Origin of the sequence: Maridesulfovibrio bastinii DSM 16055 (genome assembly GCF_000429985.1) — a bacterium.
Lineage (GTDB): Bacteria > Desulfobacterota > Desulfovibrionia > Desulfovibrionales > Desulfovibrionaceae > Maridesulfovibrio > Maridesulfovibrio bastinii.
In genome coordinates, this window is the sequence record NZ_AUCX01000009.1 from 60,984 (window position 1) to 87,497 (window position 26,514).

19 protein-coding genes are annotated in these 26,514 nt (G+C 41.6%); 7 read left to right on the forward strand and 12 right to left on the reverse strand.

The genetic code is table 11. The annotated features are described in order from the left end of the window. Window positions 1–18 precede the first annotated feature (18 nt). Complete coding sequence (locus tag G496_RS0104760; RefSeq protein ID WP_027178274.1) at window positions 19–1,392, forward strand: sigma-54-dependent transcriptional regulator; 1,374 nt, start codon at window positions 19–21, stop codon at window positions 1,390–1,392. Window positions 1,393–1,487: 95 nt separating this feature from the next. Here G496_RS0104760 and G496_RS0104765 read toward each other — a convergent pair whose 3' ends face one another. From G496_RS0104765 to G496_RS0104785, 5 genes are all read right to left on the reverse strand, one after another. After that, the gene (locus G496_RS0104765) at window positions 1,488–2,282 is read right to left on the reverse strand and encodes a tetratricopeptide repeat protein (protein ID WP_027178275.1); all 795 of its coding nucleotides are present in this window, start codon (window positions 2,280–2,282) and stop codon (window positions 1,488–1,490) included. Window positions 2,283–2,284: 2 nt separating this feature from the next. Further along, the gene (gene gyrA, locus G496_RS0104770; RefSeq protein ID WP_027178276.1) at window positions 2,285–4,732 is read right to left on the reverse strand and encodes a DNA gyrase subunit A; all 2,448 of its coding nucleotides are present in this window, start codon (window positions 4,730–4,732) and stop codon (window positions 2,285–2,287) included. Window positions 4,733–4,955: 223 nt separating this feature from the next. Beyond that, window positions 4,956–7,343, reverse strand: a complete 2,388-nt coding sequence (gene gyrB / locus G496_RS0104775) for a DNA topoisomerase (ATP-hydrolyzing) subunit B (RefSeq protein WP_027178277.1) — start codon at window positions 7,341–7,343, stop codon at window positions 4,956–4,958. Next, a complete protein-coding gene (dnaN, locus tag G496_RS0104780) occupies window positions 7,343–8,506 on the reverse strand; it encodes a DNA polymerase III subunit beta (protein WP_027178278.1) in 1,164 nt (387 codons plus the stop codon). Before dnaN ends, gyrB begins: the two co-directional genes overlap by 1 nt. A gap of 134 nt (window positions 8,507–8,640) precedes the next feature. Then, entirely contained in the window at window positions 8,641–9,951 is a 1,311-nt protein-coding gene (locus G496_RS0104785) for a DnaA ATPase domain-containing protein (RefSeq protein WP_027178279.1), read from the reverse strand. A gap of 239 nt (window positions 9,952–10,190) precedes the next feature. On the opposite strand from G496_RS0104785, the gene G496_RS0104790 reads away from it, so the two are divergent. Then, complete coding sequence (locus G496_RS0104790) at window positions 10,191–11,363, forward strand: homocysteine biosynthesis protein (protein WP_027178280.1); 1,173 nt, start codon at window positions 10,191–10,193, stop codon at window positions 11,361–11,363. A gap of 85 nt (window positions 11,364–11,448) precedes the next feature. On the opposite strand, the gene G496_RS0104795 is transcribed toward G496_RS0104790, so the two are convergent. From G496_RS0104795 to G496_RS0104805, 3 genes are all read right to left on the reverse strand, one after another. Beyond that, the gene (locus G496_RS0104795; protein WP_027178281.1) at window positions 11,449–13,260 is read right to left on the reverse strand and encodes a methyl-accepting chemotaxis protein; all 1,812 of its coding nucleotides are present in this window, start codon (window positions 13,258–13,260) and stop codon (window positions 11,449–11,451) included. Between the two features lie 285 nt (window positions 13,261–13,545). Then, window positions 13,546–16,359 carry a DEAD/DEAH box helicase gene (locus G496_RS0104800; protein ID WP_084407490.1) on the reverse strand — a complete coding sequence of 938 codons (2,814 nt, stop codon included), beginning with the start codon at window positions 16,357–16,359 and terminating at the stop codon, window positions 13,546–13,548. Window positions 16,360–16,578: 219 nt separating this feature from the next. Further along, the gene (locus tag G496_RS0104805; protein WP_027178283.1) at window positions 16,579–16,848 is read right to left on the reverse strand and encodes a hypothetical protein; all 270 of its coding nucleotides are present in this window, start codon (window positions 16,846–16,848) and stop codon (window positions 16,579–16,581) included. 284 nt (window positions 16,849–17,132) lie between these two features. Here G496_RS0104805 and G496_RS0104810 point away from each other — a divergent pair, with 284 nt between their 5' ends. Next, on the forward strand, window positions 17,133–17,645 hold the full coding sequence (locus G496_RS0104810) for a nitroreductase family protein (RefSeq protein WP_027178284.1): 513 nt from the start codon (window positions 17,133–17,135) through the stop codon (window positions 17,643–17,645). 61 nt (window positions 17,646–17,706) lie between these two features. On the opposite strand, the gene G496_RS0104815 is transcribed toward G496_RS0104810, so the two are convergent. Further along, a complete protein-coding gene (locus tag G496_RS0104815; protein WP_027178285.1) occupies window positions 17,707–18,660 on the reverse strand; it encodes a cation diffusion facilitator family transporter in 954 nt (317 codons plus the stop codon). Window positions 18,661–18,797: 137 nt separating this feature from the next. After that, entirely contained in the window at window positions 18,798–19,472 is a 675-nt protein-coding gene (locus tag G496_RS0104820; RefSeq protein ID WP_027178286.1) for an HAD family hydrolase, read from the reverse strand. A 116-nt stretch (window positions 19,473–19,588) separates the two neighbouring features. Here G496_RS0104820 and G496_RS0104825 point away from each other — a divergent pair, with 116 nt between their 5' ends. Further along, window positions 19,589–20,731 carry a geranylgeranyl reductase family protein gene (locus G496_RS0104825; protein WP_027178287.1) on the forward strand — a complete coding sequence of 381 codons (1,143 nt, stop codon included), beginning with the start codon at window positions 19,589–19,591 and terminating at the stop codon, window positions 20,729–20,731. Between the two features lie 83 nt (window positions 20,732–20,814). On the opposite strand, the gene G496_RS0104830 is transcribed toward G496_RS0104825, so the two are convergent. Both G496_RS0104830 and hpnA read right to left on the reverse strand, forming a co-directional pair. Then, complete coding sequence (locus G496_RS0104830) at window positions 20,815–21,885, reverse strand: ion channel (RefSeq protein WP_027178288.1); 1,071 nt, start codon at window positions 21,883–21,885, stop codon at window positions 20,815–20,817. A gap of 148 nt (window positions 21,886–22,033) precedes the next feature. Then, entirely contained in the window at window positions 22,034–23,023 is a 990-nt protein-coding gene (gene hpnA / locus G496_RS0104835) for a hopanoid-associated sugar epimerase (protein ID WP_027178289.1), read from the reverse strand. A gap of 396 nt (window positions 23,024–23,419) precedes the next feature. On the opposite strand from hpnA, the gene G496_RS0104840 reads away from it, so the two are divergent. The 3 genes from G496_RS0104840 (at window position 23,420) to G496_RS21060 (ending at window position 26,496) form a co-directional block, all read left to right on the forward strand. Further along, window positions 23,420–24,358: a MerR family transcriptional regulator gene (locus G496_RS0104840; RefSeq protein ID WP_027178290.1), complete on the forward strand. Its 939-nt coding sequence runs from the start codon at window positions 23,420–23,422 to the stop codon at window positions 24,356–24,358. Between the two features lie 406 nt (window positions 24,359–24,764). Beyond that, entirely contained in the window at window positions 24,765–26,108 is a 1,344-nt protein-coding gene (locus G496_RS0104845) for a glutamine synthetase family protein (RefSeq protein WP_027178291.1), read from the forward strand. Window positions 26,109–26,304: 196 nt separating this feature from the next. Then, a complete protein-coding gene (locus G496_RS21060; protein ID WP_027178292.1) occupies window positions 26,305–26,496 on the forward strand; it encodes a hypothetical protein in 192 nt (63 codons plus the stop codon). Window positions 26,497–26,514: the final 18 nt, after the last annotated feature.

The window sequence follows — 26,514 nt, forward strand, 5'->3', positions numbered from 1 at the left end:
CCAGTCAACGGAATTACAATGTCCAGCAATATTTTAGTACTTGATGACGAGACAAACTATCTGCTTATTCTTGAAGCGATATTAAGTGACGAAGGTTACAATGTCACAGCTCTTTCAGACCCGGAAACAGGCCTTGCATATCTTGATGAATCTGAAGTTGATATGGTCATAACCGATATGAAAATGCCTAAACTGACAGGGCAGGAAGTTCTTGAGCACATCAAGAAAAATTTTCCATACATTCCGGTTATTATCATGACTGCATTCGGTAGTATTGAATCAGCTGTCGAAGCAATGAAAATAGGTGCTTTTGATTACATAACCAAACCATTCGCCAATGAAGAATTATTGCTTTCAGTTACCAAAGCAGCCCAGTTTTCAAATACCCAGCGGGAAAACAGACTGCTCCGCGAACAGATAAAAGAGCGTTACTCTCCTTCAAATATTATTGGACGTTCCCGCCCGATGCTTGCGGTTTTTGATATGATACAAAAAGCAGCACCGGGAAACAGTACTGTTCTGGTAACTGGTGAGTCTGGTACTGGAAAAGAACTCATAGCCAAAGCTATTCACCAGTCTTCACCGCGCTGTGACAACCCGTTTATTTCAGTCAATTGTATGGCCCTTAATCCCGGAGTTCTGGAAAGTGAGCTTTTTGGACATGAAAAAGGTTCTTTCACAGGAGCTGTAGCCCGCAAACGCGGAAGGTTTGAAGCCGCTGATAAAGGAACTCTTTTCCTAGATGAAATAGGTGAACTTTCACAGGACATGCAGGTTAAACTTCTGCGGGTAATTCAGGAAAGGACAATTGAAAGAGTTGGTGGGGTGGACCCCATCAAAGTTGATATAAGGATAGTTGCAGCAACAAATAAAGATTTGAAAAAAGCCGTTGAAGCCGGGGAATTCAGAGAAGACCTGTATTATCGCCTTAATGTTGTAAGCATTGAAGTTCCTCCCCTTCGTGAACGCCGGGAAGATATACCTTTTCTTACAAATCATTTTCTTGAAAAATATTCTCAGGACAATAACAAGTCTTTTGAAGGATTTTCACCATCAGCAATGGATTATCTTTCTGCCTATGAGTGGCCCGGAAATGTGCGCCAGTTACAGAATGTAATTGAACGCTGCGTGGTTTTAAGCCCCGGTCCGCAAATTAAATCGGAAGATCTGCCATCCGAAATAAAAGATGAGGAATCACAGTTCAAAAGTGCAGTTGATCTTCTTCCTTCAAAACTCAATCTTGCACATACCCTTGAAAAAATTGAAGCAAACCTTGTGCGCAGGGCTCTTGTTCATAGTAATTTTGTAAAAGTTGATGCAGCTGAAATGCTTGGAATTTCTAAATCACTTTTGCAGTATAAACTTAAAAAATATAATATTTCAGGTAAATAGATAAAAATATAAATTTTAGGTAATAAATAAAGAAGGGTGTTCAAAGTATTTTGAACACCCTTCTTTATTATGGATATATTTATGAACTCGAATAACTATTTGATTTCTTTTTCAATATAGCTGATGCGCAGTTCTATGGCATTCGGATTAGGGTATGTGTCTTTTATCTCTTTAAGCAGGTCCAGAGCTTTTTTATAGTCATCCTGCTGCTCATAAAGGTCTGCAAGCAGAAAAGCGGCCTCGGAGTGTATCTCCGCGGAAACTTCATGCATGCTGACAAGATTCTCAAGCTCTGCCATAGCTCTCTGTCTGGCCTGAATCAAAGTCAGAGTCTGGGCTTTTTCAAAAAGAGCTTCTGATTTTGTTTCAATATTGTCAGTGTAATCGGCACATTCACCAAAAATAAGAATAGCCAGATCGTAGCTTCTAAGCTCTCGATAAGTTCTTGCGAGCATCATTCTTGTTTTATCCATTTCAGCCTGTGGCTGATCAGGAAATTCAAGACTTTTTTCCAGATTTTCAACTGCTGCTTTCAGTTTACCGCAGCGGATATACATTGCTGCTACACGTCTTTTAAGCACAGGAGCTTTTTTGGAGTCATGCCCGAATTCAAGATACATGGCTTCTAAAATGCTTGCTCCACGCTCCGGGTCCTGTCGCACATCAGAAGCAATGGAAACAAGCTTATTCCACGCCTGTAGACGTTTTTTTCCCTGCGGGTTGTTTTGCAGATAGCTTTCAAAACCCTTTTCAGCTTCAAAGTAATATCCGTCTGAAAAGGATTTCCGGGCTTTCGCAAATTCAGGATTAACCTGATTACTGTTATTTTCGCAGCCCTGAACACTGAATATTGTCAGGGCTGCGATAAATATAAGCAGGAATTTCCTCATAATCAGGATTCTTCCGTTTCCAGATCAGAATCCAGTTCATCGTCATCGATGACCAGATCAAATCCTGCTACAAAGTCATTTTCATCCATTCTCACAAGGCGTACGCCCTGAGTGGCTCTGCCGACAAGGCTTACTTCACCAACGGACATGCGGATAATTTTATTTCCTGACGTGAGAAGAACAACTTCATCATCCTGAGAAACCATAATAGCACCGAGAACACTGCCGGTTTTATCGGTAACACGCATACTGATGATACCTTTTCCGCCTCGTGTCTGAGTTCTGTGCTGATCAATATTGGTTCTCTTTCCGAATCCGCCTTCTGAAACGGTGAGCAGCTGGGTACGGAATTCATCTCCGGTTACAACACCGGAAACAACTTCGTCACCACTGCGCAGGGCAATACCCTTTACTCCGCTTGCTACACGGCCCATAGGACGAACATCATGGCAGCTGAAGCGGATTGATGTTCCCTTTCTGGTAACCAGAACAATCTCGTCATCTGCTCCGACCTGCTTAACAGTTATCAGCTCGTCATCTTCACGCATGTTTACGGCGCGTATTCCGGACTGACGGCAGTTGCTGTAAAGCGAAATAAGAGAACGTTTGACCATTCCCTTCTTGGTTACAAAAAGGAAGAAGTAGTCATCTGAAAATTCTCTCATGGAAAGAGCCGTTGCAATTGACTCATCCTTTTCAAGAGGCAGAAGGTTGGCGATATGTGCGCCTTTTGCGTTTCTGCTTCCTTCCGGAACCTGATGAACCTTGATTTTGAACATCTTTCCTTTGGAAGTGAAGAGCAGCAGATGCTGATGATTCGAAGTGGTCAGGAAAGTATGAATGAAGTCTCCATCCCTTGTTGAAACACCGGCAATACCTTTTCCGCCACGTTTCTGACGCTGGTAGTTTGAAAGCGGAGTACGCTTGATATATCCGCGCCTTGAAAGGGTGATAACAACTTCATCATCAGGGATGAGATCTTCGATATCAATATCGTTAGGATCATGACCCATGAGCTTTGTTTTGCGTTCAGTTGCGTAAGTCTTTTTAACTTCCGCAAGTTCATCTCTGATAACGCCTTTGAGAACTTCCTCCTGTTCAAGAATACTTTTGAAATATTCAATCCTTTTAAGAAGTTCAGCATATTCTTCGAGAAGTTTTTCATGCTCAAGGTTGGTCAGACGATGAAGTCTCATATCCAGAATGGCCTGAGCCTGCGGCTGTGACAGCTCAAATCTTTCCATGAGTCCGATGCGTGCTTCTTCCGCAGCCTTTGAAGCGCGGATAATTCTTACAACTTCATCAATGTTATCAAGAGCGATACGCAGCCCTTCAAGAATGTGGGCGCGTTTTTCAGACTTTTCAAGATCATATCTTGTCCGCCTGATAACAACTTCACGTCTATGATCAAGGAAGCACTGTAAAACACTCTTGAGGTTCAGCAGGACGGGTCTGTTATCTACAACAGCCATCATGTTGATACCGAAAGAGGTTTCAAGCTGGGTGAATTTATAGAGCTGATTAATTATGATATCAGCGATTGAACCGCGTTTGAGGTCTATAACGATTCTGATACCGTTACGGTCTGATTCGTCACGAAGGTCTGAAACACCTTCAATTTTTCCCTCACCTATCAGTAGAGCAATTTTTTCTACCAGCGTGGATTTATTAAGAGCGTAGGGAATTTCAGTTATAACCACGCTCTCCATTCCGTTCTTGCGTTCTTCTATATTCAGAACACCGCGGATTTTAATACTTCCGCGTCCGGTATGGTAGGCTTCTTCAAGACCCTTTCCACCAAAACACATGGCGGATGTCGGGAAATCAGGACCCTTGATAAACTTCATCAGGGTTGAAATTTCACAATCAGGATTATCCAGAAGATGGGTTGTTCCGTCTATAAGTTCACCGAGGTTGTGCGGTGGAATATTGGTGGCCATACCAACTGCAATACCGGATGTACCGTTAAGCAGCAGGTTTGGAACTTTTGTAGGCAGAACTGAGGGTTCCTGCAGGGAGTTATCGTAGTTATCCCTGAAATCGACAGTATTTTTGTCCAGGTCGGCCAGAAATTCAGAACTGAGTCTGGACATGCGGGCTTCGGTGTAACGCATAGCCGCTGCCGCATCACCATCAATGGAACCGAAGTTACCCTGACCGTCCACAAGAGGATCTCTCATGGAAAATTCCTGGGCCATACGGACAAGAGCGTCATAAACAGCAGAATCACCGTGGGGATGATATTTACCGATTACGTCACCGACAACACGCGCCGATTTTTTATAAGCTCTGTTATAATAGTTACCAAGTTCATGCATGGCATATAAAATACGCCTGTGAACCGGTTTTAATCCGTCTCTGGCATCAGGAATCGCTCGGCCTATAATGACACTGAGAGAATATTCCAGATAGGATTTTCTAAGTTCATCTTCAATTGTTACCTGAGTCACTGCAACCTCCGGTTGGGAAGCACTATTTTACAGCCTCCGGTGTCTTAAATTATCAAGTCACCTGATTAACTTAACTTTTTATACAATTGTTATAAAAAGAAGCTTTATCTTTATAATCCAATAAAACATACAGTCTTTTGGATTGAAGGCTTATTCATTTCCAAAAATCACGGCAAAGCCTTAAAACTTTTTAAGCCGTGGAAAACTAAAACAAATCAAGATATTAAATATCAAGTTCCTGAACAGCCAATGCGTTCTTCTCGATAAACTCACGGCGCGGTTCGACATTGTCTCCCATAAGGTCGACAAAAATATCGTGGGCGGCAGCAGCATCATCGATAGTAACCTGAAGCATGGTTCTTTTATCCGGGTCCATGGTTGTTTCCCATAACTGTTCGGGATTCATTTCACCCAGACCTTTATAGCGCTGGATATTTAGTCCCTTCCATGATTCGTCAACAATGGTGTCCAGCAGTTTGAAAAGACCGTTGCATGGTATTTCATCTGTTCCTCTAACGGCTACAAAATCAAGTGTTCCGCATTCATCAAGGGCAGTATGATATTTCTGGTAGCTGTGCCTGAACAATTTTGAATTGAAAAACTCGACAGCAAGCTTGGTGTGATGTCCGTTACGGTCTTCAAAAAGAGCGAAAACACGTTCATCTTCTTCTTCCTGCTCACGTTCAATCCATAGATTGTAACCAAAGTTATCGAGAGTTTTTACAAGTTCAGATGTCTCTGAATTTTTGAGCATTTCAGGAGTAATCATTTCATCAAGACCGATCAGGGTCATGAAAAGATCTTCCTGTATTCCCATGCTGAAAGCTTCGATAACTTTATTTTTCAAGAATCTGATTTCATCAAGCATGGCAATAAAATCAGCACCGGAAAATTCTTTTCCGCTTTCAGCTTTAATAACCATGTCTTTACTGATTCTATCGATCAGCAGGGTGTAAAGTTCAGTATCATCCTTGATGAATTTTTCGAACTTTCCTTTTGCGACACGGTACAGGGGAGGCTGAGCGATATACAGATGGCCTCTCTCGATAAGCTCCTGATACTGTCTGAAAAAGAATGTCAGCAAAAGGGTTCTGATGTGTGATCCGTCAACATCAGCATCGGTCATGATGACAACTTTGTGATAGCGAAGTTTGTCAAAATCCTTCTGACCTTCCTCATCTCCGATACCGATGCCCATAGCGGTGATAAGTGCTCTGACTTCTTTATTGCCGAGCATTTTATCGAATCTGGTTTTTTCAACGTTCAGAATTTTACCGCGCAGAGGAAGAATTGCCTGATATTTAGGATTTCTTCCCTGTTTTGCAGATCCGCCAGCGGAGTCACCCTCAACTATGAATATTTCACATTCTGAAGGATCTTTGCTCTGGCAGTCAGCAAGTTTGCCCGGGAGTGAGTGATCGGAGAGAGCACCTTTGCGGCGAACAAGTTCACGCGCTTTTCTTGCAGCTTCCCTTGCTCTGGAAGCGTCCACGACTTTTTCGATAATCGCTTTGGCATCCTTGGGATTTTCCTGAAAATAAGCTGACAGACGGTCATAAACGATACCTGAGACAATACCGACCATTTCCGAGTTTCCGAGTTTGGTCTTTGTCTGGCCTTCGAACTGGGGATCAGGAAGTTTAACACTGATTACAGCGGTCAGACCTTCACGCACGTCTTCACCGGAAAGTTTAACTTTAAGCTTTTTGGGAAGGTCGGAGTTCTGGATATAGTTGTTGATTGCTCTTGTTAAAGCACCTTTGAAACCGGCCAGATGTGTGCCACCCTCAACGGTTCTGATATTATTTGCAAAGGTATGGGTATTTTCTTTGTATCCGGTGTTATACTGGATAGCCAGCTCTGTAATAACGGCATCTGTTTCACCGGCAGCAAAAACAATATCATGTATCGGGGTAACGCCTTTATTCAGATCTTCAACAAAGGACTTTATTCCTCCGTCAGCTCTGAATGTAGCTTTTTCATTGGTTCTTTCGTCTTTGAACTCAATTTCAAGCCCCTTATTGAGGTAGGCCAGCTCCTGAAAACGTTTTTTCAGGATATTGAATTCAAACACATTTGTTTCAAAAATTTCTTCGTCAGGACGAAATCTTATGGTTGTACCGTGTGTTACGGCATCGCCTATTTCCTCAAGAGGTCCCTGCGGGACACCGCGTGAATATGACTGGCGGTATATTTTCCCGTCCCTTTTGACTGTAGCTTCAAGCTGCTCAGACAAAGCGTTTACGCAGGATACACCAACACCATGCAGTCCGCCTGAAACTTTATAAGCATCATTGTCAAACTTACCTCCGGCGTGGAGTACGGTCATAACGACTTCAAGTGCCGGTTTCTTTTCCTTGGGATGCATATCAACAGGAATACCGCGTCCGTTGTCGGATACGGTGACACTGTTGTCCATGTGCAGAGTGACTTTAACCTTATCGCAGTATCCGCCCATAGCTTCATCAATTGAGTTATCCACAACCTCGTAAACGAGATGGTGGAGCCCTCTGCCATCAGTTGAACCGATATACATCGCCGGGCGTTTGCGGACGGCCGCAAGTCCTTCAAGTATGGTAATGGAATCAGCTGAGTATTCCTTATTGGACATTAAACATCTTCCTCGCTGTAGTAAGTCTCTTCCTGAACCTTCATGGGCATGACAATAACAAGATATTCATTATCGTCCTCTCCTGTCATTCCGCAGGGAGCTTCTGTTCCGGTCAGGGTAAAGTTGATATTCGGTGACTGGAAATGGTTGAGAACTTCAATAAGATTTTTGGTAGGGAAAGCTATTCTTTCAATCTCACCACTGAACTCTATTTCCAATGATTCTGTCGCTGTTCCGACTTCCTGTCCCTGACTGAAAAGGACAAGTTCGCCGGGATTGAACATGAATGAAGCGCAACGGTTGGAATCAGTGTTGAAAATTGAAATACGCTCGAGAGCATTCGAGAGTTCGCTTTTTTCAACGTTCATTTTGGATACGTTATCCTCATCCAACTTGGAAAGAAAGTTCTGATAGTTGGGGTACTGATAGTAACTCAGTGGCAGACTGAATATTTCTTTCCCGTCGGCTGTTTTAAAAAACAGTCGCTTGTCACTTAAGCTCAATTCAATTTCGTCTTCCGTCAGCCATTTTTTCAGTTCCATGATGTATTTTTTCTGAATGAGAATTCCGTCTTCAGGAAGAAGGGCATGGATATCATCATTGAAAAATCTGAGCATGGCAAACTGATGACCGTTAAGACCGCAGACTTCGACGAAATTTCCTTTCTCACCGTTTGAAGGCACCATATTAAGGCAGGCAATGGCTTCCATTGAGTCTTCATCGCTAATGCAGAAAGCAATGCGTTCTATGAGCTCAAGAAGAAAGTCTCCTGACCAGAAAACAGCTCCTTCACCGGGAAAGGATGAAAATTTTTGAAACCAGGTAGGATCGTTAACAGGAAGTTTGTATTTACGTGATCCCTGTTCCACAAGGATATTTGCTCCGTCAGGATCTGTTTTAATTACGAGTTGCCCTGAAGGCAGTTTGCGTACCAGATCATAAAAAGCTCTGCCTTGAACTCCGGCCAGACCTTCTTCGATTATCTCAGCCGGATAAGTTCCGCAAAATTCCAGATTGGAATCGGTGGACATGATGCTGAGGTTTCCTTCTTCGCTTTTCAGCCAGATGGTCCTCAAATATGCAGCCCCTGTTTTGGCTGGAATTATGCTGGCGGATTTCTGCAATCCTTCAATCACTTCATCTCTGTTCACCTTTAAAAACATATATATTCTCCTTGTTTTTTTCGTATACTCGGTTCGTATGTTACTTATCTAAATAAGTGTTTAAAATATAAATATTTTTTAAGAACAATCATTGTCGGATATACCGAACAGATGAACATTCTTTTTGTTTTTAATTACTTAGGAACACGCCCGCGGCATTTATTTTCCAAAGTTATCAACAGGTCTTTCGTTTCTTTATTAACCTTCTGTAATTTATCTATTTTTTTAACAGAATAAAGAACAGTACTATGATCCTTGCCCCCAAATATGCGTCCTAGCGAAGGAAAAGAAACTCCCAGCAGATGCCGGCAGAGATACATGGCCATCTGTCGCGGGCGCACTATGGATTGCAGCCTCTTGTTGCCTTTCAGCTCTTCAGTTGAAACATTGAAATGCTCAGAGACAGCCTGAAGAATATATTCAGGTGTAAGTTCCTGATCTGTTTTTTCTTCGGTATTGTTTAAAATATGCTCGAAGTCTTTCTGGTCGAGGTTTTTCCTTACCAGCTCTTTGAATGCCGAAAGTTTAATCAGAATGCCCTGAAGGTAGCGGAAATCCTGAAATTTCTGGGACAGGGTCAGTATCTGCTCTTTTGAAAGCTGGAGCTTTTTTATTTTGCACTGCTTTTGTATGAACGATGTTCTAATTTCAAGGTCAGGCCTTTTAAGAGTGACAATGAGTCCCCATTCCAGTCTTGATTTAAGGTTCTGGTTTAAAAAGTCATAAGTGACCAGCTTGTCATTGCAGCAGAAGACCATCTGTTTTTCATTTTCATAAAAATTATTGAAAATAGATATCATTTCCTGCTGTAGTTCCTCGTATTTGCGGATTGATTGAAAATCGTCCACAAAGATATAGTCCATACTGAAAAAGTAATTTCTGGCTTTGAAGTTATCACCTGAAAATTTAACGGAATAAATGGTTTTTATATCATCCATGTTTCCAAGAAAAATTTTATCGGTTTCAACTCTTTTGCTTATTTCATTGGCAATGGCTTTCATCATGTGACTTTTGCCGCTGCCGTTTTTTCCACAGATTACAAATGGGTTGAAAGTAACTGTTTCAAGTCTGGCGACTTCTTTTGCTGAAGCTAGCGGGAAAAAGTTTTTTTTACTGATGATGAAATTATCAAAGGTAAAAGTGTGACCGAAAGGAAAGTCAATTCTCCTTGGAGTTTCACTTATGGCAGAGTGTTGCTCTGATGATTTTTGCTGCCCGTTGTTTGAGTATGAAACTTTAAAACCTTTACCAAGAAAAGTTGAAAGTTGTTCCTCGAATCTGCTTTGAATGCTGTTTTTGAACCAGTTACCGAAAAAAGCATGAGGAAAGGTGACGACAACCTCTCCGGTTTCGTCTGAAATATCGATTTTTATGGGATCGTACCATCGCTGTAACTCTGATTCGGAACAGGTCTGGAGGAGGTGATTTCTTAGTCCGTTTTTCACTTGATGGGATAGGTGTTTTTTATATGGTTATCTATCTAGAATTTAAAAGAAAAAAAAATGTCAGCAACTACCTTTTCAACCACCCCGCAACTCTTTTAATCTTATAGCTGATTTTGCCCTTCAAGCCAAGGGTAAACGGCTTTATTAAACTGATTCTTGCTTAAAAATACAATTGCATTAAAATCGTCTTTAAGCCACAATTGCTATCCCCCTGTGAAACATGCAAACGGAGTTTTCCAATGGCAGATACGTTTGAAGTCAATAAATCGATAAAAGAAATCAATGATCGCATCAAAAAAGGCAAAGCCGTTGTCGTCAATGCCGAAGAGATGGTCGATATAGTCCGTTCGAAAGGCAAGGTTCAGGCGGCAAAAGAAATAGATGTCGTCACTACCGGAACTTTTTCACCGATGTGTTCTTCGGGAATGCTTTTCAACATCGGACAGTCCGCACCTGTTATCAAAACATCACAGTGCTGGCTGAACAATGTTCCCTGTCATGCCGGTCTTGCCGCTGTTGACTCCTATCTCGGAGCCACAGAGCCTGCCGCTGATGATCCGCTTAATAAAGTTCATCCCGGCCGTTTCTCCTACGGAGGAGGGCATGTAATCGAAGATCTGATCGCCGGAAAGGTTATCCATCTCAAGGCAAAGGCCTATGGAACGGACTGCTATCCGCGCCGTGAAGTGGAGAAGGATATAACCCTTAAGGATCTTCCCAACGCATGGCTGCTTAATCCCCGCAACTGCTATCAGAATTACAATTGCGCGGTTAATATGACCAGCAGAACTGTCTACACGTACATGGGACCTCTAAAGCCCAATCAGCGTAACGCAAACTATGCTACTGCCGGAAAGATTTCACCGCTTCTGAATGATCCTTATTTCATGACCATAGGTTTTGGAACAAAGATATTCCTCGGTGGTGGAATAGGACATGTTCTCGGAGCCGGAACCCAGCATGTGCCGAATCCTAAAAGAAATGAACGTGGTATCCCTCTTACCGGTTCCGGTACCCTTATGCTCAAGGGTGACATGAAAGGCATGGAACAGAGGTATGTACGCGGACTTGGTTTCCCCGGATACGGCTGCACAATTTCAGTTGGTGTAGGTATTCCTATCCCTGTTTTGAACGAGGAAGTTGCATGGTATGCCGGTGTTTCCGATGCGGATATTCAGGTACCTGTAAGAGACTACGGATATGATTATCCTAATGGAATCTCACGTATTCTCGGTCATGTTACTTATGAGGAGCTGAGATCAGGAGAAATAAATCTGAATGGTAAAACCATTCCGACAATTCCCATGACCAGTTACTCTATCTCGCTTGAAATTGCTGATAAGCTTAAAAAATGGATCAGTGACGGTGATTTCCTGCTTACTGAGCCTGTGGAAAAAATTGAATCTTATTAGTTGCTTTACACTGTTTATAAAAAGCCCCTGTAATCTGATTACAGGGGCTTTTTTAGGTTCTTGACCGAATGTTCTGTATTTATATTTAATCGATACGCTTTTTGAGATTGTTGATAACTTTTTTGATGTCGCCCATTATGCTGTCCAGATTGGTGACTGCATTTTGAGATCCCTGAACGTTATCTTTTGATTCTTCAACCAGCTTTTTCATTTCTTCAATTGAGTTGCTGACCTGCATATTAGCCTGAGCCTGATCTTCAGTTGATTCGGAAATCGAGGATGAACGCTTATAGGCTTCTTCTGCCCCCTCTGAAATTACCTCAAGCATTTCTCCTGATTTTTCAGAGATGTCGGCAGCTTCAGTTATATCATCAGCAATTTTACTCATGGATTGTGCGTTGGCCTGAGCACTGCTCTGGATTCCGAGAATTATATTACCAACTTCTTTGGTCGCATTCATTGTCTTTTCTGCGAGCTTGCGTATTTCATCCGCAACAACAGCAAATCCGCGACCGGCTTCTCCGGCTCTGGCCGCTTCAATGGCTGCGTTCAGAGCCAGAAGATTTGTCTGATCCGCAATATCTGAAATAACGGTCATAACATTACCGATTGATTCAGCCTGATCATCAAGTTCAGCCATCTGTTTTTCTAATTCGTCAGCCTTTAAATGAATTTCTCTGATTGACTGGACTGATTCTTCCACCATTCTGGCTCCATCTCTTGTGGAGTTCAGTTCTTCCTTGGCCTGATTCATGGATTCGCTTGAAAGAGAAGTTATTATCTCAACAGCTCTGCTTAAATTATCCATGGAACTTTCAGATTGTCCCATCTGATACTGCTGATCGTCTGCCTTACCATGAATTTCACGCATGTGGTTTTTCACGGTATCCATTACCTCTCCACTTTTAGTGACAGCTTCTTCCAGTATTTTTACTGTTCTTCCTATTTCGGCAATGGAGTGTTCTACTTCCTGTTTATTTTTTTCAGCTTCATTTCGGGCTTCTGCTGCTTCCTGAGCTTCTTTGCGTGATTCTCTGACAGCTTTCTCGGTTTCATTTCTGCTGACCGAAATTTGAGATGACATTTTGTTCATTTCACGCGAAAGCTCGGAAAGTTCGTCTGCTCCGCTTTCATCAAGTTTTTCGTCAAGTCTGCCGTCAGTTATCCTTTTGGCACCATTTACCGCTTCTTTGAGTGGAATTCTGATGCTTCTGGCAATGAGCAGGCAGATAGGGAGGATTATGAGCAGGAGTATTACCAGGATTACAGCTATGGCGATGATTATTCTCTGATCAACAATGTTTTCAAGTTTGCTTTGAATTTTATCCTGTGCTTTTTTTACATGGCTTAAATAGACACCTGTTCCAATCCAGATGTCAGTACCGGGTATAAATTTTGCCGTACCTATTTTGGGTTGAACCCCTTCACCGGGTTTTTCCCATTCAAAAGGCATAACACCACCGCCTGCACGGGCGGTCTGATACAGATTACGAACCATGTAATTACCGCCGGCGTCTTTGAGATCAGCCAAGTCTTTGCCAATAAGTTTAGGAAGGGTGGCGTGGGCAATACATACGGTTTTTCTATAGGCATAAAAATATCCGGAATTGTCGTCTTCAAAACGAATACTGTCCAGAGCCTGCTGGACGATAGCTGCCTGCTCAGTCTTATCTGTTACCCCTTTCAGAGCCAGCTTTAAAGATTCAGCAAGAACATCAGTGGCTACTGATATTTTCTGTTTTTCTTCATTGAGGGTAACCTGTCCGATTATGTCCGTTCCTGTCTCTGTCAGATTTTTTGAGGAATGCCAGTATTCAGCAAGCCCTACAGCAAATGAAAGCAGCATCAGTATAAATATTAATTGTATTCTGGTGCCTATTTTAACGTTACGAAACATTTGTCCTCCGGAAAAAATGTATTTTTACATAAATATTTAATATTATTATACTAAATAAAAATATCTTGTAGCAAGATGGAAATTCATTCCTTGATAGTAGGAAAAAAATATAATCAAATTATATTTTATTTTTATTTATATAATAAAATCAATAGTAAAAATGAAATGAAACAATATTGTTTCAAAAAAGAGGATGATTATGGAATTATAAATTTATGATTATAAGACATTATTTAAAAATTATAATAAGCATTGGAGGAATATAAAAATATATTATTATTAAAATTACCAGTTGACAGGTAGACGTACTTTTTTCTTTTCTTTGTTAGTAAATAAGATATATCCGTTTTCTTTCCCAAATAGATATACATCTCTTGTAACCGTAACGTCCTGACGGCAATATTTGGTTATGAGATCAAGTTTTCCTTCTTTCCACCATTCAAGAGCTTTCAGTCCGTCTGCACTTTTAGCAGAATTCAAAGTTGCCTTGGCAATATTATCAAGTTTAAGTCTGTATCCAAGACGTTCGTGTACTGTTTTTAAAAGATCAAGAGTGGGTACTTCCTTAAATTTATAAGGGTAAACTCCGGTTAATACCTTGTAGTCAAAACCTATTATATTAAAGCCTATCACAAGATCCAGTTCTTCAAGCCTTTTAGCCAGCTCGCCAATCATATCCTGAGTGTAATCATAAAACTGATCTGTTCTTGAGTCATAAAGAACGGCTATTGAAATTCCCATGCGGTCAGCTCTGTTCCAGCCTCCTACATCCTGAGCGGATCTCCTTGTTTCAACGTCAAGAACTCCGAAATTTTCGGGTTCAGGGACAGGCTTTTCTATTTTTTCGCCAAAAGGTTTAAGATCCAATTTATTGACCTCCGAGGCTGCTGGTGAATCTGCATTTATGATATTTTCGAGTATGAATATGGATGCTGCTTTGTCAATAGGCCTGTTGCCGGAACCGCATTTTGGTGAATGAACACAAGAAGGGCAGCCCAGTTCACATTCGCATTCACTGATAGTCTGCAATGTTTTTTTCAATAATTGTTCGGATTCATCGAACGCCTGCATAGTCAGTCCGGCCCCTCCGGGCATTCCGTCATAAATAAATACAGCCGGACCGCCGACCTGTTCATGCATCGGGGTGGATATTCCACCAAGGTCATTACGGTCGGCCAGAACCATCAGCGGCATAATTCCTATAGCAGCATGTTCAACGGCATGAATGCCACCCATGAAATGTATAAATTCATCTTCGGCTTTTCTTTTAAGGTCCGGAGAAATTTCTATCCACAAGCCCTGAGTATCAAATATTACAGGAGGAAGATCGAGTGGAACAATTCCAAGAAGCTGTCCTCCCTTGGAAGCACGTTTTTCGTATCCTGTTATTTTTTCCGTTACCCGTAGTTTTCCGAAACGCATGACACATCCGAAAACTGCTTTTTGGGAGTATATTTCTATTATTTCGGTAGATTTATTTTTTCTTGCGCGGGTGTAATAACCGACTCTTTCTTTTTTAGCTTTTATGGTTCTGGAGGCCAGATCCATTTCTGTAATGCGGTATGTATTACCCCTGTGAATATACACCGCTCCTTCATGGGCTTCGCTGTAAGACCTTATTTCGTCAATTGTGCCGATAGGCTGTGAACTGTCAGCATCCTCAATATGTATGGTGCCGCCTGAACCGCGCAGTGAAACTTCCCGGTGAGGTCTTTTTCTTTTGGAATATATTTCGTCACCGCGGCCATTTCTAAGCAGAGTTCCATCCTGCTCCATTTCTTCAACCCTTTTTCTTACCTGGGCTTCCCGCAGCAGACGGTCATCCTCTCGCATCGTCATTTCCGCTGCGGCGCAGATAAGGTGACGTTCCATTATAACCGGATTATAGGGATTCAACACCGCACATTCCGGTGGTCTTGAAAAAAAGTCATCCGGGTTTCTCATGAAATACTGATCAAGGGCATCTTCCTGTCCGATAAGAACAACAGCCGACTCACGGTTGCTTCTGCCTACTCGGCCGCCACGCTGCAATGTAGCCATGACTGATCCGGGGTAACCGACCATTATGCACAGATCGAGTCCGCCGATGTCAATTCCGAGTTCAAGAGCACTTGTTGATATTACAGCCAGCAGTTCTCCAGAGGACATTCTGGCTTCTATTTCACGCCTTTCCTCCGGCAGAAAACCAGCTCTGTAAGCACTTATCCTGTCTTTATAATCACCGGCTTTCTCGTTTACCCACATTGAAATCAGCTCAGTCATCTTTCTTGACTGGGTATAGACAATTGTTCTCAGGCCTCTGGCCAGAGCTGCTTTAAGGAGCTGTATTGCGGCACTGTATGGGCTTACCTGAGGATTGAAAAAAACAAAATTTCTGTCTCCGGATGCTGCTCCGCTTTCAGTTATTGCCGTGACTTCAAGGCCTGTAAGACTCTTGCAGAGCTCCGCAGGGTTTCCAACAGTTGCGGAAGAAAATACAAATGATGGCTCAGCTCCGTAGTAGCTGCAAACTCTAAGCAGTCTTCTGAAAAGCATTGCCATATTCGAACCCATTATGCCTCTGTAGGTGTGGACTTCATCGACAACTATATGGGTGAGTCCGGCAAGAAATTTCATCCAGCGTTCATGGTATGGAAGCATGGATAAATGGAGCATTTCCGGATTTGTTAAAATTACATTCGGGGGATTGTCGCGCATTTTTTTGCGCTTGTAAGGTGTTGTATCCCCATCATAAATAGCGGCATGCGGGCGTCTGTCTTCAGGAAGATACGCGGCAAGTTCATTAAAAGTTTTCAGCTGGTCCTGAGCTAGAGCTTTTAAAGGGAAAAGGTAAAGCGCATGACTTTCCGGGTCGCGTAAAAGCTGTTCCATAACCGGAAGATTGTAAGTCATGGTTTTGCCGCTGGCCGTAGGGGTGGCTACAACAACATTTCTTCCGGCGCGCACATAGTCCGCAGCTATGCTCTGGTGTGAATAGAGTTTATCTATTCCTTTTAAAGCCAGCATATTGGAAATCCCCGCCGGCCATGGTCGGCGCGGGTCTGAAAAAGTTGCTTTATTCCCTGATATTTTACGGTGGTCTACAACCTGATCACCCATGGTCGGGGATGCAAGAAGTGACTGGATATATTCTTTAATGTTGTCCAAGATTCTTAATAGATTTTATTTATGCGAGTAATTTGTGGATGGATACAGGGTCAGGTGTAACCCAAAAAAATCCGGCCCGCCAGTATATACCGGCAGGCCGGGAGATGGATCACTGTCAGTAAGTTGGTAGGCACTTACGACAGTGCGGATGAGGGAGTGTGCTATTTAATATCAGATGCTGCATGCGCTGCTTCCAGTGCAGTACGCATCTATGAATCCCATGAGCTGGTTTCCGAAATAAACACATTTTTCACCGTCAACGCATCTTCTTGCATCTTCACTTTCTATATGCGTGTACAGAGTTTTTTCACCTTTTTTTAAGGTAACAAGCCATGCGTTTTTATCGGTACTGAATTCAGCTTTAATTTCTAAACCGAATTTTTTAATTTCGGGATATAACTCTATAATTTTGTTTTTTATTTCTTGATCGTTAAGACTCATATAACCTCCGTGTTTAATTAAAGAAGATGATTTTCAACTTGATTATGCGTTTATAAAAAATGAATTAGTACTTAAATAGTATCAAAAAAAAGAGTTCGGTCAAGGAAAATGGAAAATATCGGTTTATATTTTAAATATTATAATTTTTAATGGAAGTGTTACTTATATTCTATCAAGGTTACTTTTTAGTGCCTGCTTGTAAAAAAAATTTAATTTTAGGATAACAGCAGAAATTATTATCTAAAATAAATTTTGTATTAATAAAAAATACAGGGAGAATAGAAATGGATGTTTTTGAAGCTATCTATAACAGGCGTAGTATTCGTAAATATGAACAGGGAAAGGATATCTCACCTGAATTAATAAAAGAGATTATAGGTGCCGGAATGATGGCTCCAAGTGCTGGAAATGCACAGCCCTGGCAGTTCATCGTTGTTGACGACCGTGAAATTCTTGATTCCGTTAAGGATATAAATCCTTATGCAGCCATGGCCGGTCAGGCTCCTTTAGGCATTCTGGTCTGCGGTGATCTCAGCCTTGAAAAATATCCCGGATTCTGGGTTCAGGATTGTGCTGCCGCTGTGCAGAATATTCTTCTTGCAATCCATGCTAAAGGTTTGGGAGCCGTGTGGACCGGAGTTTATAACAATGATGCCCGGGTGAAAGGATTTACCGAAAAATTCAACCTTCCTGAAAATGTAATTCCCCATGCTTTTCTTGTTGTCGGCTGGCCTGCACAGGAATCTAAACCCAAGGACAGGTTTAAAGAGGAAAGGATTCATTTAAACAAGTGGTAGTCCTGAAAATATGATTTTTTAAAAAACCGGAATCAGGTCTTTAAGGCATCTGCTTCCGGTTTTATTTTTCACACTTGTAGTCAATATCAAAACGTATTTTGGTGCTGCATAACCCACCTGTTTCCTCACAGTCATAGGACTCTTCATTTTCCATTGGTTCGACATGAATAGTTACAAGAGTCTCTTTTCCAAGCTCTTCTTTGATATACTTTTCTATTTCATTACAGATGTAGTGAGATTCGGAGATTGATGTTTTTCCCGGAAGCAGAAAATGGAAATCAATAAATCTGGCTGATCCTGATTTCCGTGTTCTAAGCCCGTGGTAAAGAGCTTTTCCGGTGACTGATTTGCGAATGCAGTCATCAATAATTTTAAGCTCTTCAATAGGCAGTGATTTATCCATTAGTCCTGAATAGGATTTTGTGAGCAGCTGAAATCCGGTAAAAATTACGTTGGCAGCCATAATGATGGCAATTACAGGGTCTAAAATTGACCACTCCGGGGGAGTGAAAAGCATAATCGCCATTCCTGCGATAAGACCTGCTGAAGTCCAGACATCGGTCATAAGGTGTTTAGCATCAGCTTCAAGGGTAATTGAGTCATACTTTCTGGCTCCGTTAAGCATGACCTTCGCTGTAATGTAATTTACACCGCCAGCCACCAGAGCGACAAGCAGACCTGCTTCAAGATTTTTGGGGGGCATTGGAGAAATGAATCTTTCAACCGAAGCGTATATAATTCCTATTGCGGCGAATAAAATCAGCATTCCTTCTGCACCGCTTGAAAAATATTCGGCTTTTCCGTGTCCGTAGGCATGGGCATTATCCGCAGGATGCATGGCGATGGTTATTGCGGCAAGCGCAAATAATGCCGCAACAAGATTAACGGTGGATTCCAGAGCGTCTGAAAGTATTCCGACAGAATCCGTTATGAAATAAGCACCGAATTTCATAACCAATGTGATTATTGATGCTGCTATTGAATAGAAAGCAAATCTGCGTGGTGAATCTTCCAAAATCGTGACCGCCGTTAAAATTTTATTTTATTAATACCATTGCCATATCCACCCGGCAATAGCTTCATAATGTTAAAAAAAAGACCGAAGAAAAAATCTTCGGCCTCAGGCTTTTTTATATCTGTCTTGCTAATAATTTATAAAAGATTATTTTCACGCAGCAGTAGCACAAGGTCTTCACAAGTTTCGGCTACAAAATCGGGCTCTGATTTTTTAAGTTCTTCAATGCTTATTCTTCCGCTGGCAACTCCGGCACTCATTGTTCCGGCATTTTTAGCGGTTTGAATGTCCATGTGATGGTCGCCGACCATGATCGTATTTTCTTTTGATACGCCCAGCAGTTCAAGTGCTTTATTGAGATGGTAAGGATTTGGTTTTACAAGCTTAACATCTTCGCGGGCTAGAACGCATTCATTGAGTTTTGTTATTTCGGGGCACACTGTTTTTATTGCCGAAGCACTGTTTCTGCTGATTACAGCGGTTTTTATACCTTCATTCTTCAGCATTTTAAGCAGTGGTACAGAGTAGGAAAACATACCACCATTCTGGGCAGCCTCAATTTCCATGGAAGTCACTAGAAAGCGACACCGTGTATTGAACTGTTTTCCGGTTTCCGGATCAGATTCCTTGATATAACCTGAAACTTTTTCTATCCATTCCAGAGCCGGATAGTCCTGTGCATCAGGCATGTCGTCAACGAAGACATTGGCAAGATCGTTGAGCCTGCTTTTCATTTTTTCGAAATCAATGGTCAGGTGGGCCAGAGTTCCGTCAAAGTCGAATACTATTGCTTCAATTTGTCTATTTTTCATTCTCTTCGTATTATGCGTCTTGCACAAGTTCGCATACCAAGGTTATTAAGTTGGAGCTGTTTTGGTCGTAAGACTCCAATTGAGTACAGTCAATAATAATTATTAAGGGAGAGTCAGTGTCAGGTAAATTTGATGTAGTTATAGCTGGGGCCGGACCTTCCGGATCTACAGCTGCATTTATTCTGGCTGACAGGGGATACAGGGTTGCACTTCTGGATAAGTGTTCCTTTCCAAGAAAGAAGCTCTGCGGCGGATTGCTGACCGTTAAATCGGTTGATCTTTTCAAGCGGTTATACGGTTATGAAGTGGAAGATCTATTTAAGCTCGGCATTGTTTTTAGTGAATCTTCTGATTACTCCGTAAACTACCGTGATAAAAAAATAAGAGATGGAAAAAGTCCTGTTCCGTTCAGGTTTGTGGACCGCATGGTCATGGATAAAGTTCTGCTGGACAGGGCCATAGAAGCCGGCGCTGTTTTTTTCCCCGGTGAGCAGGTTGTGGAGTGCAATGCGTTCGATGCCGAAGTTAAAACAGCTTCACGGAGAATTTTCCGTGGAGAATATCTGATTGCTGCCGATGGTGTTAATTCCACCATCAGAAGATTGCTTCCTTTTGATAAAAAAAAATGGCGAAGTAATCTGGCTTCAACAATAGAAGTATCCATAGATACTGATAAATATCCCCGTGAAGTTAAAGCTCCTGAAATATATATCGGCTGTTTAAGAGCCGGATATGGATGGGTGTTTCCGGGAAAAGGAAAAGTTGTTGCGGGTATTGGTGGGTTAAATAGCCACACTTGTAATTTTAAGGCTGAATTTATGGATTTTTTGCGTTCACAGGGAATAAATGACCCTGAGTCAATAAAATTATCCGGTTTTCCGCTTCCATACGGAAATTACATAAAAAATCCTTACTACGGAAAAACTTTTCTTGTTGGAGATGCCGCAGGTCTTGTCGAACCATTGTTTGGCGAGGGAATTTTTTATGCCATCCAGACAGGAAGATATGTTGCCGAGTCTCTGGCCGGAAGTATGCTTAGTGGTCTTGATCCTAAAAAGCAGTACCGTGAGCGTCTTGAAAAATTTGTAATACCCGAGCTTGTTTACTCAAACAGACTGCGCTGGGCTCTTTTCTATGCTCAGAGGCTTTTAAAGCATTTGTCATTTAAAATATTTTTTAAATCGCTTCCATCCAAGCTGGCTGAAATGGTTCACGGTATAAGATCTTATAAATTTCTGCTTAAAAAAAATTGGGATTAATATTTATTCTACTGACATTTTCTTTTGTGAAATGAAAGATTATCGATAAGTTATATTATAATATTTTTTTATAAATCAAGTTCTTAGTTGTTATCGATAAAACTTTCAGAATAATACAAACCTTCTCTGCATCCCATAGTGGCTTCCAGATTTTTTACTGATCTGGCAGAGGTCATAACTACAATATAATCCCCGTAGCTCAACGTGAGTGACTCTTCGGGGAGTTTTATCAGTTGGTATCCTGACTCTGTCTTTTTATTAACGGCTATGGCGATTACATTCATGTTTGATTTAAGATAAGTAAAGATTTCCTGAAAATCCTTACCGACAAATCTGCAATCCTTTTTTATGAAATATTGTTGTATCCCGCAGTCATCTTCTGCTGCTTCAGTGGATATAAGCTCCTCACTGAACTTGGCTACAATCGGTTCAAATGTATAGCTGGCAACTATTTTTGAAGAAACCTCGTTTCTTGATATGGTGTAGGTAACTCCGGCACTTATGAAAGTTTCTTTGAGTTCGGCATTGTCGAGCATGACGATGTAAGAAAGGTTGGGAAAATCTTTGCGTGCGTTTAAGATGAAAACCAGATTCTTGGTGTCATCTCCAAGGCAGGGCATAATGCTTGCGGCCTTGGTGGCATTGGCTTTTACAAGACATTCTCTGCCGCCCGGGTCTGAAAAAATAGGAAAGACCATCTCTTCCGGGAATCTTTCGCGGATTATATCAATATCATCTTTAGAGTCTGTAATTATGCAGGTCTTCTTTTTGGCATTTGCAAGCTGTGTGATTACTCCTTCGGAGAATTCATTCCATCCCAGTATAACCGCATGGTTGGTGAATTTAGTCCCATCGAGCCCCATTTTTCGCCTCTCGCTTAATATTTGAAAGTGTTCAGTAATTTTTCCTATGAGATAACCGAGTATTCCAAGACTGGAGAGTATCAGAATTGATGATAAAATTTTTCCGGGAATGGTTACGGGATACATATCCCCGTAACCGACAGTGGTCAGGGTCACAAGGGAGTACCACGCTGCATCAAAAAAAGAATTAATGCTCGGGTTATCACCACCTGATTCAAAATGGTAAATCAGCAGCAGGATAATAATATACCCTGAAATGGCTGAGATAGTGAGCAGTAGTCGTTTTTTCATTCACCCTTCTGTGCTGAATTATCCTTTTGAATTGATTTCATATATCAATCATACTTTTTTTTGCAATAATAATGAATGAAATGCAACTTGCGAAACACTGACAGTTTGAAAAAAATAGTCAGATTAATTCGGTTATGATTATTGAAAATTACAACATTCCATTCGCCCTGAACCAGTTGATTGAATCAAGTACCGCTTCCGCAGCAGGTCTGTGTTTGTATCCAAGCTCTTCTTCGGCCATTTTGCAGTTGTAAAACATGGTTTTCTGGGCCATGCGGATGCTGTCAAGAGTAGCTGCCGGTTCTTTAATGAACCCGATTCTTGCCAGAATTTCTGATATAAAAGCAATAGGATAGAGTATTGCCGAGGGTATCTTTATAAGCGGTTCCGGTTTACCAGCTATCCTGCTGGTGAGGAGGAAAAGTTCTTTAAGTGTCAGGTTGTCTCCACCGAGAATATAGCGTTTACCGGGCTGCCCCTTTTCAAGGGCCAGCAAATGACCCATTGCGATATCTTCCACATGGGCAATATTCAGCCCTGTTCTGGCATAAAACCTGCCGCCTTTTCTGGCTGTATCAAGAATCATGGCTCCTGTGGGAGTAGGACGTGAATCACCCGGACCAACAGGGGTTGACGGGTTTACAATCACAGCAGGAAGATTCTGCTCTGTAATCATTTTTTTGACTACACTTTCAGCCATAAATTTGGACTTTTTATAGGGGCTGATCATTTCCTTTATTGAAGAAGGAAAATTTTCATCAATCTGGCTGTAGTCATCAGAGCATCCAAGAGTGCAGACACTTGATGTATAAACTATTTTTTTAAGGCCTAATTCTAGTGCCTTCTGCATCAGCATTCGTGTTCCTTCCACATTGACGCGATACATCTCAGCGGGATCAGGAACCCAGAGCCTGTAATCAGCTGCAAGATGGAAGAGGTAGCCGCAATCCTGCATAGCTGTTTCTATTGATTTTTTGTCGCAGATATCGCCTTCAACTATTTCAACACCATATTTTTTTAAGTGGAGTGCTTTTGAACGCTTTCTGACTATAACTTTAATTTTATGATTTCTTTTTGAAAGTATGGGTATGAGGTTTGAACCTATCAAACCGGTTGAACCGGTAACGAGAGTTTTCAATTTATTGCCTGTTTTTGAAAAGTTGAATTAATGGATTATTAAATTAGTGATTCATACCGGTGCATAAATATGGCTGATAGCCGGAATTTGGCGTGCGGCACTTTTCCCGCGTATGGAGATGTGTGTCAAGTCAATAGATTAACATACGAATCATCTTTACCTAAAATTACTGTCTTATTAACACGTTCTTAAGTTTTGTCATTGTTTTTTTTAAAAGAGTAAATCAATATTCTTGACCGGAGTGACGATTATCGATTATCGATAAGTATCAAATCTTAAATATCTATATTTCAATTAAGTACTGAATATATATTTTCCCCGATCAGGTTTTATCGTGTCACTAAATTTTCCAGCCAGCTTGTGCGAAAGACAAAATTTTAACATTGGATAGTCACTATGAAGATTGAAACACTCACCCATAAAAATCTCTCAGAAATTGTTGGAGTTTCGGTTACAACTATCAAAAGTTACCGCAAAAAATTCGGAGAATACATTCCTGTTGCCGGACACGGAAAGCCTCTTCGTTTTGAAAAAAAGGCTGCGGATGTGTGTTTGAGAATCCGTGAACTCTTTGGTGATGGCTTATCGGTAAAACAGATTTCTGAAAAACTTAGTCATGAATTTAATGTAGTTGATGATAATCATCGCTTATCGACAATTAAAAAGGATCAGGGCCTCGGACCCAAGGATATGGAGCAGCTTTTAAAGCTCAGCTCACAGATGATGAATGGAATGGCTGCATTGGTAACAGCGCAGGCAAAAGCTGAAAAGCGTGTGGAAAGAGTTGAGAAAAAACTTAGCGAGCTTCTTGAGATACAGGATCGCAATTCGAGTATTTTAAATGATCTTCTCGAAAAGAATGAATCAGCTCCAGTTACCCCGCAGTCTGGGAAGGTTAAAGCCAAGCTGGTCACCATACGCGGAAATGATGGTGACGATAAAAGTTACAGAATAGAAAGGGAAAATGAAGTTCTCGTTCCTGATCAGGATCTTCTGGAGCTTCCCGTGGTTATAAGATCCGATGAAGGTGATTTTCTGGGTATGCCGGGTGCGAAGGGCAACCCTTTCAATCTGCGTGGCCTGCTGACTTTCGTTTCTTCAACCGAAGCGGCTGATTCTGCTTCACATGTCTGGAGGCGTGATTCGGAAAACTGGGTGCTGACATCAAGCAAGAGCAATGCTGAAATTCATGAACTGCACTTCAAAAAGACCAAAACTCCGAAAGGAAATCTGGTAGCCTTTTTTGAACGTCTGGATATCAACTCAGTTCAGCAGAACAGGGATTTTCTTTTGAAGTTTTTCCGTGATGCAAGGGATTCTTATTACGGGCAGTAGGCCGAGTTGTTGAAAATATTTTAAAGTGCCGGATTCTCTTTTGAGTTCGGCACTTTTTTTATGCCGTGCTGATTAATTAAATATTTTGCCTTGCTTTATCCTTTATCTTTATCTAAAAGCGGCACTCTTGATAATTATCCGTAATTATTTATTAAAATAATTAGATGTTACTATCATAAGCTAATTTTAAAGGTTTTATGTTTTTTGCATGCCCTATTCGGATATTTGAGAAGTCATTTTAAAATTGCAAAGAACGAAAACAATCAGGTATACTCCCCGCACTTGAAGTGTTTCATTTCAACAAGGGAATTTTAAATATGCCGACCGATGAATAAGGGTGGTTCATTAAAATGGCTTCCCTGTGCCGGTTTGAGGTCGGTTAATTGAATCTAGGAGGTTTAATTAGATGGCTGCTCCTGTTTTTAACTGCAAAAACGCGGATGATGTTTTAAAAGCTGTCAGGGATTACAATATCAGTTTTGTCCAATTCTGGTTTGTTGATATTTTAGGAACCCTTAAAAGTTTTCAGATTACTCCCAAAGAGCTTGAAGGTGCCTTTGAGGAAGGAATGGGCTTTGACGGATCTTCAATTCTTGGTTTTACCAGAATTGAAGAGTCTGACATGATTGCCTACCCTGACCCGACAACCTTTCAGCTCTGCTCGTGGAGACCTACAGACAGGCCTGTAGCACGCATGTTCTGCGACATTCAGAAGCCTGATGGAAGTGCCTATGAAGGTGACAGCCGCTGGGTTCTTAAACGTGCTTTGGAAAAAGCAGCTGAACGCGGTTACACCTATTATGTAGGACCTGAGCTGGAATTTTTCCTTTTTGAAGATGAGAAGGGAACAAAAATAATCGATCGTGGCGGATACTTTGATGCTCCACCGCTTGATCTTGGTAATGATGTCCGCCGCGATATCATATTCTCACTGGAGCAGATGGGTTATCCCATAGAATACAGTCATCACGAGGTTGCCCCCAGCCAGCATGAGATAGATCTGCGTTATGCTGAGGGTATGAAAATGGCTGATACTGCCATGACCTACCGCGTTGTGGTCAAGGAAATTGCCCGTAAGCACGGTATATATGCCACCTTTATGCCCAAGCCTATTTTTGGCGAAAACGGTTCGGGAATGCATGTTCACCAGTCACTCTTTAAAAACGGCAAAAATGTATTTTTTGATGCCAATGACGAGTACCACCTGACAGCTGAAGGCAAGAGCTACATAGCCGGTATCCTGAAACATGCTCCTGAATTCACCTGCATAACAAATCAGTGGGTCAATTCATACAAGCGTCTTGTTCCGGGATACGAAGCCCCGGTTTACGTTGCCTGGGCACGGAGAAACCGTTCCGCTCTGGTAAGGGTTCCCATGTATAAGCCCGGAAAGGAAGCCGCTACCAGAATGGAACTGCGCTCACCTGATCCGGCAGCAAATCCATACTTAAGCTTTGCCGTAATGCTTGCTGCAGGGCTCAAAGGAATTGAAGAGGGATATGAACTGCCGGATCCTGTTGAAGAGAATATCTTCGCTATGGATGCTCCGACACTTTCCGAACATGGCATTACCGCTCTTCCCGGAAGTCTTTATGAGGCCGCCATTGAAATGCGCAATAGTGAAATGGTGCGTGAATGCCTTGGTGATCATATCCACACAAACTTTTATAATAATAAGATAAAAGAATGGGATCAATACCGTACTCAGGTAACTGAATACGAAATTGAAAATTATCTGCCTGTTCTATAATCCAAGATATATTCTGAATTTTAATTAAATTCTAAAGTTAAGACCTGATCTGCATGACGACATAAACTCGTTTTTGTTGGTCAGGTCTTTTTTTGTATGCTTAAAAGATGTTTAATTGAATATGGCAGTGGGTATGATGTTGCATGTAAACTTTTTAAATAAAAGTATTACATGTCAACAGAGCGGCTGGTTGCCGATGTCGTGTTCAGTGCTGAAATCTGCTGACTATGGAAATAAGGAAAAGGACCACCAGAGCAGCGAGCAGGATGGTATTTATATTGACGGTACTTCTTCGCTTTATCTTTTTGCCGAAGCCGAAGATAAGGAACAGTACTATGACGAGCAGAATTATTTTAAACATGCTTATATCCGGGGGAAGTTTGAGTAAGCTTCCCCCGGGTCTTAT